The sequence below is a fragment of the Streptomyces sp. NPDC057654 genome (assembly GCF_042800135.1).
Classification (GTDB): Bacteria; Actinomycetota; Actinomycetes; order Streptomycetales; family Streptomycetaceae; genus Streptomyces.
The window spans coordinates 1-6,014 of the sequence record NZ_JBHVHQ010000524.1; the positions used below are offsets into that span (position 1 = coordinate 1).

A 6,014-nucleotide genomic window follows, 5' to 3' on the forward strand; every position below is an offset into this window, starting at 1 on the left:
GTCCAGTACGAGGCCGAGCGACGCGCTGGAGACGCTGACGGCCTCCCGGAGGAGCGGCTCCGCGGCGGCCCGGCGCAGATAGTCGATGAGGCGCTCCGCCTCGTCGGGAGCGCCCTCCGCCACATCCGGGGAGCTGTCCCGAGTCCGGTGCGCGGGGTGGACCGGCGCCCGCAGCATCGCGAAGTCCGCACAGGCGAAAAGTGATTCGGCGTTCATCCCCGCTGTTCTCCGATCTCCCCGATGGCGCGTGCCGGCATGCGAAACGGCGAGCGCGGGCGCCCCTCCCGCCGGCTTGGGAGGAGCGCCCGCGGCCACGACGACTAGTGGCAGCCCGTCTCGGGACAGGTGAAGAGGGTGCAGCCGCAGCGGGTGCAGTCCGAGGTCGGCGAGATCATGGCGCCTCCGTCGGGGGCGGCTCCGTCGATTTCGCGGACGTCGAGGTCGAAGACGTCTTCGGTGGCTTCGAGGGTGGCGGTCGCGATGGGCATGGAAATACCTGCCTTCCGGTGAGTTTTTCGATCCCGATTGCGGAGCGCTTGGCGACTCCGCCTGATTTCCAAGGTGAGGCCGCGGCGCGTATTCGCGCAAGGGTGTATCGGTGGGATTACTCATGTGAGTGATTAGTAGGACTGGCCGAAAAGAATTGACGAGAAATCGCAGGCGGCAGAGGGTTTCGCGTGGTCTTTCCCGTGTAATTGATGCCGCGGTGGGAGCTGAATCGATTCGCTGACGAATCGTCAAAAGAATCGCGCAAAAATGCCGACCGCCGAGGGTTTGGATATCTCGGGACGGGGATAATTCGCGACTATACAGGTAGCCATTCCCGATTGCCCGATTGAAGGAAGGTGCCGTATGCCCAAGGACCCGGACCCGCCGTCGAGTGAGGACGTGCTGTTCGGCGGGCGGCTGCACTATGCCGCCGCCGGCCACGAGATGGCCCGGCTGCGCGTGTCGTTCCTCGCGATGGCCCGCCGCCTGCCGACCCTGGTCGGCGACACCGCGCGGCTCGGCTGGGCCGCCGACCGTACGGCCCTGATCGCCGTCGCCGTCGCCGAGGCGGGGCAGGGCGTCGCCGGCGCGGCCGGGCTGCTCGCCACCAACCAGGTGCTGCTGCGCCTGTTCGCCGCCGTCCCCGCCCCCGACCGCGTCTACCACGCCCTGCCCTCACTGGCCCTGGTCGCCGCCGCGAGCGCCTTCACGGCCGTGCTCGCCGCCGTCTCCCTCGCCGCCGCCGGACGCCTCGAACCGAAGGTCGAGCGCACCGCCACCGCCCAGCTCCTGCGCCGCGTGATCCGCGTCGAACTGACCGCCGCCGAGGACCCGGCCTTCCGGCGGCTCGTCGACTCCGCCGAACTGGGCGCGACCGCCGCGCGCCGGATGGTCTCCCACAGCGTCGGTGTGATCAACGCCGTGATCTCGCTCGGCGCCTCGGCCGTCGTCCTGGCCCTGCTGCACCCGGCGCTCCTCCCGCTGCTCGGGCTCATCGCGGTGCCCAAGGGCTGGGGCACCGTACGGTCGGCGCGCCGCTCGTACCTCTCCCTCCAGGCGTGGCTCGACCACACCCGCCAGCAGAACCTGCTGGCCTCCCTGCTCACCCAGCGCGAGGCGGCCAGGGAGGTGCGGGTGCACGCCGCCGGCCCGTACCTCCTCGACCACTACGAGCGCATGACGGAGAGCTCGGGCCGGGAGCAGACCCGGCTCGCACACGCCCAGGCGGCCACCTCCCTCGCCGCGAGCGCCCTGGCCGGCGTCGCCACCGCCCTCACCTATGCCGCGCTCGCGCTGCTGCTCGTCCACGAGGCGGTGCCGCTGGCCGCCGCGGGCACCGCCGTCCTCGCCATCCGCAACGGCACCGCCAACCTCCGGCTCATGATCGGCCAGGTCAACCACCTCTACGAGCAGTCGCTGTTCTTCCTCGACCTGCGGCGCGCGATCCAGGAAGCGGAGCGCCGCGCGATCCCCGCGGGCGGCGCGCCGGCCCCGTACCCGGCCGAGCGCATCGTCTTCACCGACGTCGGCTACACCTACCCCGGCGCCACCCGGCCCGCGCTGGACAAGGTGAACCTGACGATCCGGCGCGGCCAGATCGTGGCCCTCGTCGGTGAGAACGGCTCCGGCAAGACGACCCTCGCCAAGCTCCTCAGCGGCCTCTGTCTGCCCACGGCCGGGACCATCCACTGGGACGGCGTGGAGGTCTCCGAAGCCGACCGGGAGCAGATCTTCCAGCAGGTCGCCCTGGTCGACCAGGACTTCATGCGCTGGCCGTTCACCGTGCACACCAACATCGGCATCGGGCAGCCGTGGCGGGCGGCGGACCGGGCCGGCATCGAGAAGTCCACCGCGCACGCCGGGGCGCGGCGGCTCGTGGACGGGCTGCCGCGGGGCCTCGACACCCTGGTGGCGAGGGAGTTCACCGGCGGCGTGGAGCTGTCCGGAGGACAGTGGCAGCGGCTCGCCATCGCCCGCGCCCACTTCCGCGCCGCGCCCCTGCTCATCTGCGACGAGCCGACGGCCGCGCTCGACGCGCGGGCCGAGATCGAGGCGTTCGAGCAGATCCGCGCCCTGGCCGACGCCGGCCACACGATCGTGCTCATCACCCACCGGCTGGCCTCCGTGCGCCACGCGGACATCGTCCACGTGCTGCGCGACGGCCGGCTCGTCGAACAGGGGCCGCCCGCCGAACTGCTGCACTCCGGCGGCTGCTTCGCCGACCTGCACTCCCTACAGGCGGCCCAGTACCTGAAGATCTAGCCGCCTGTATCGGATCGCGCCACGCCGCTACCGCCGCAGCCGCAGCACCTGCGGGTCGTGGTCGCTCGCCTGGTCGGCGAACTCCGCGTTGATGTGGACGATGTCGTAGTCGGTCCGCCGCAGGTGACGGGTCGTCAGCATGTGGTCGAGCACCTGGGAGTTGCCCTGGTAGACATAGCCGTACCGTTCCTTCTTCGGCAGTCGTCCGACCTGGTCCGTCAGGACGCCGCCCGCGGTGAGCGCCTTCAGCGCGGGCGCGAACTGGTAGTCGTTCAGGTCGCCCGCGACGACCGCGTCGGCGCGCGGGTCGGCGGCCAGCAGTTCCTTGACGAAGGCGTTGACGGCCCTGGCCTGCGCCAGCCGCTGCGTCTCCGACGTACGGGCCGGGGGCTGGAAGCGGCTGTCGACGCCCTGGTCGCCGCCCTTGGAATTGAAGTGGTTGGCGACGACGAACACCGTCCGGCCACGGAAGGAGAACTGACCGGCGAGTGGCTTGCGGCTGTCGCGCCACGCCGCGTCGGCGGGGGCGACGCGGCCCGGCGAGGCGGACAGGGCCGTCGAGCCGCCGCGCCCCACGACCTTCACCGGCGTGGTGGAGTCGCCGCCGGGGATGTCGGTGAAGGAGACGCGCTCGGGGTTGAAGAGGAAGGCGTTGCGGATGTTGCCGCCGGGCTGCCCGCCGTCCTGGCCGTCGACCGGATCGATCTGCCGCCACTGGTACCGCGGCCCGCCGGCCGCCGCGATGGCGTCCGTGAGCTGCTTGAGCGTACGGTCGGCGCCGACGCGCCCGCTGTCGGTGGGCCCGTCGTCGTCCTGGACCTCCTCCAGCGCCACGATGTCGGGCGCGGCGAGCTGGTCCACCAGCGCGCCCGCCAGCCGGTCGAACTTCGCCTGCGGGGTCTTGGGCGAGAGGTTCTCCACGTTGTACGTGGCCACCGCCAGCTCGTCCGACGTCTGCTTGCGGGTCTTCTCGCGCACCAGGTGGCGGTCGGTGCGGGTGCCCATCTCGGTGGCCGCGATGGTGTAGCCGCCGAAGTTGTCGTAGTCCAGCGGCCCCGCGGTGGTGCCGGTCAGCTCGTCGCCGACGTTCGCGGCGGGGAAGGGGTGCCGGTCGAGCGGGAGCAGCGAGCCGATCTTCACCCGGCCGCTGTTCGGGTCCTTGTACGAGGAGTACAGCGAGCCCCCGCGCGCCGTGCGGGCGTGGCCCGGCTCGGCGGTGACCCACAGCTCGTGGTGGGTGTTGGTCGCGCCGACGACGGGCGCGTCGCGGACGCTGACCCGCATCCCCTCCAGCGACTCGTAGCGGTCGAGCGCGTAACGGGCCGGCCGCAGCCGCAGCCCCTCGATGGAGCCGCCCTTCGCGTCCGGCGCGTACCGGTCCGGGACGGTGGACGGCCGCAGCGGCACGGCGGCGGGCAGCGCGTTGCCCGAGGACTCGACCGTCCACGCCGCCCGCGTCAGCTCGGTCACGGACTGGAGCCCGGCCGCGGCCCCGCCGGGGTAGTACTCGGTGACCGTGCCGGAGACGAGCACGGAGTCGCCGACCGCCACCGCCGGGGTGGCGGTCCCCGTGAACACGAAGATCGCCTCGCTGGTCGCCGGGTCCCTGTCCGGACGCGGGTCCTGCACCCAGAACCCGCGCGCCGAGCCGAAGGCCCGTACGGCCGTCACGACGCCCGGCACCCCGGCCACCCGCTGCCCGGCCAGCGGGGATATCCGGGTGTCGCCCTGGATGTCGTGGATACGGACGGTCCCCGGAGCTGTGGCGCTCACGGCGGCGGGAGCGGCGAGCAGCCCGGCCGCGAGCGCGGTGGCGACCAGCGCGGCGACGGTCGCGGAGCCGCGCACCGTGGGACGGGAGGGGTGGGAGAGGCGAGTGAGGCGGGAGGCACGGGAGGACGGAAGAGGGGCGGGAGGGCGGCGAGTGGGCATCTTGGAGCCTCCGGGACGGAGTGAGGAGAGTGGCAGGGCGGCGGCGAGCGGTGTCCGCACTGTGTCTACGCGCGTCAATCTCCGCCGCGCATAAGGAAGTTGTCAAGAGATTACGGGTGTACGCGCCCCGACGTCCCCGTGAACCGTGGGTGCGGTTTCCGGTGCGTACGGACAGGGCGCGGCGGCCCGTACCCGCTCCCGCCGCATCCGGAGGAAAGCGGCCCGCCGTTCCGTCTACGCTTGAGCAGCGTGCCCCGGCGAGCGGGCGCGGCCGTACCCCCGAGGAGATGAACCCCCAGATGTCCGGAGACCGCCCCACCATGCCGCCGGTGCGGCTGCACTCCGACGCGGAGCTCGCGCGGGACGCGCTGTCCGCGCCCCTCTTCGCGCGCGCCGCGAAGCTCGCCCGCTGGGCCGGGGAGGGCACCCCCGTCGGGGCGGGCGGCGAGCTGCTCGCCGAGCAGCTGCGCGCCGCCGCCGAGCACCTCGGGCTCCTCGCGGACGAGGACGGGCCCGGCTACGCGGCCGAGGCGTGGCAGCTCGCGCTCGACACCGGGCTGATCGAGTTCGCCGAGGACCCGGAGGCGGAGGAGTCCGACGACCCCGACCAGCCCTCCGGCGCCGCCGCCGCGGGCGAGGAACTGGCAACGCTCACCTCCGGCAGTCCGCAGGACATCCTCGACGTCTGGCTCGGCGGACTGGAGACCGTGCTGGCCGACGCCGCCGCGCCGGACCTCGCGGACATCGTCGACCAGCTCGGCGACGGGGGCGAGCTCGACCTCGACTCGATCGACTGGAACCCGGAGGAGGAGGCCGACTTCCTCGACGGCGTGCTCGGCAACCTCTACCTGCTGACCGCCCTGGCCGAGGGCGCGGCCGACCGGCCCGTACCGCTGCCGGCGCTGGCCGCGTCCATGATCGTCCCGGATGACATGGACGAGCCGACCGACGACATCCTCGAAGAGGTCTCCGACGCGATGATGCGCCTCGACGAGCAGTTCCGGATGCTGGAGCCAACGGGCATCGTCCAGTACCAGCCCGTCGACGAGGCGCTCATCGAGGAGGTCGACGGCGAGGGCCGCATCCCCCAGGACGCCCCCGCCGAACCGCTCGGCGAGGAGGACGTCACCCGCTACGGGATGGTCGCGCTCACCCCGCTCGGCGTCTTCGCCGTACGGGCGCGGATGCTCGACGCCGGGGTGGACGCCCCGGCGGTCGGCGACCTCGCGGACAAGGGGGCGGACGTGCTGCTCGGCGCGCTGCCGGACCACCCGGAGGGGGCCGCCCGTGCCGAGGTGGAGGCGTGGCTGGCCGGGCGCGCGCCGCTCGAC

5 protein-coding genes are annotated in these 6,014 nt (G+C 72.8%); 2 read left to right on the forward strand and 3 right to left on the reverse strand.

Annotation, left to right across the window (positions count from 1 at the left end; all coding sequences use genetic code 11):
* The coding region (locus tag ACFU99_RS29660; RefSeq protein WP_384397862.1) for a hypothetical protein at positions 1–216 on the reverse strand (216 nt) is incomplete at its 3' end.
* A 104-nt stretch (positions 217–320) separates the two neighbouring features.
* Positions 321–488, reverse strand: a complete 168-nt coding sequence (locus tag ACFU99_RS29665) for a hypothetical protein (protein ID WP_384397864.1) — start codon at positions 486–488, stop codon at positions 321–323.
* A 364-nt stretch (positions 489–852) separates the two neighbouring features.
* On the opposite strand from ACFU99_RS29665, the gene ACFU99_RS29670 reads away from it, so the two are divergent.
* Entirely contained in the window at positions 853–2,751 is a 1,899-nt protein-coding gene (locus ACFU99_RS29670) for an ATP-binding cassette domain-containing protein (RefSeq protein WP_384397866.1), read from the forward strand.
* Between the two features lie 27 nt (positions 2,752–2,778).
* Here the strand turns inward: ACFU99_RS29670 and ACFU99_RS29675 are convergent, their stop codons facing one another.
* Positions 2,779–4,683: an endonuclease/exonuclease/phosphatase family protein gene (locus ACFU99_RS29675; RefSeq protein ID WP_384397868.1), complete on the reverse strand. Its 1,905-nt coding sequence runs from the start codon at positions 4,681–4,683 to the stop codon at positions 2,779–2,781.
* A 299-nt stretch (positions 4,684–4,982) separates the two neighbouring features.
* Here ACFU99_RS29675 and ACFU99_RS29680 point away from each other — a divergent pair.
* The coding region (locus ACFU99_RS29680; protein WP_384397870.1) for a hypothetical protein at positions 4,983–6,014 on the forward strand (1,032 nt) is incomplete at its 3' end.

Coding starts and splice junctions, on each gene's coding strand:
- ACFU99_RS29665 (WP_384397864.1), bottom strand. CDS start 488: ATGCCCATCGCGACCGCCACCCTCGAAGCCACCGAAGACGTCTTCGAC.
- ACFU99_RS29670 (WP_384397866.1), top strand. CDS start 853: ATGCCCAAGGACCCGGACCCGCCGTCGAGTGAGGACGTGCTGTTCGGC.
- ACFU99_RS29675 (WP_384397868.1), bottom strand. CDS start 4,683: ATGCCCACTCGCCGCCCTCCCGCCCCTCTTCCGTCCTCCCGTGCCTCC.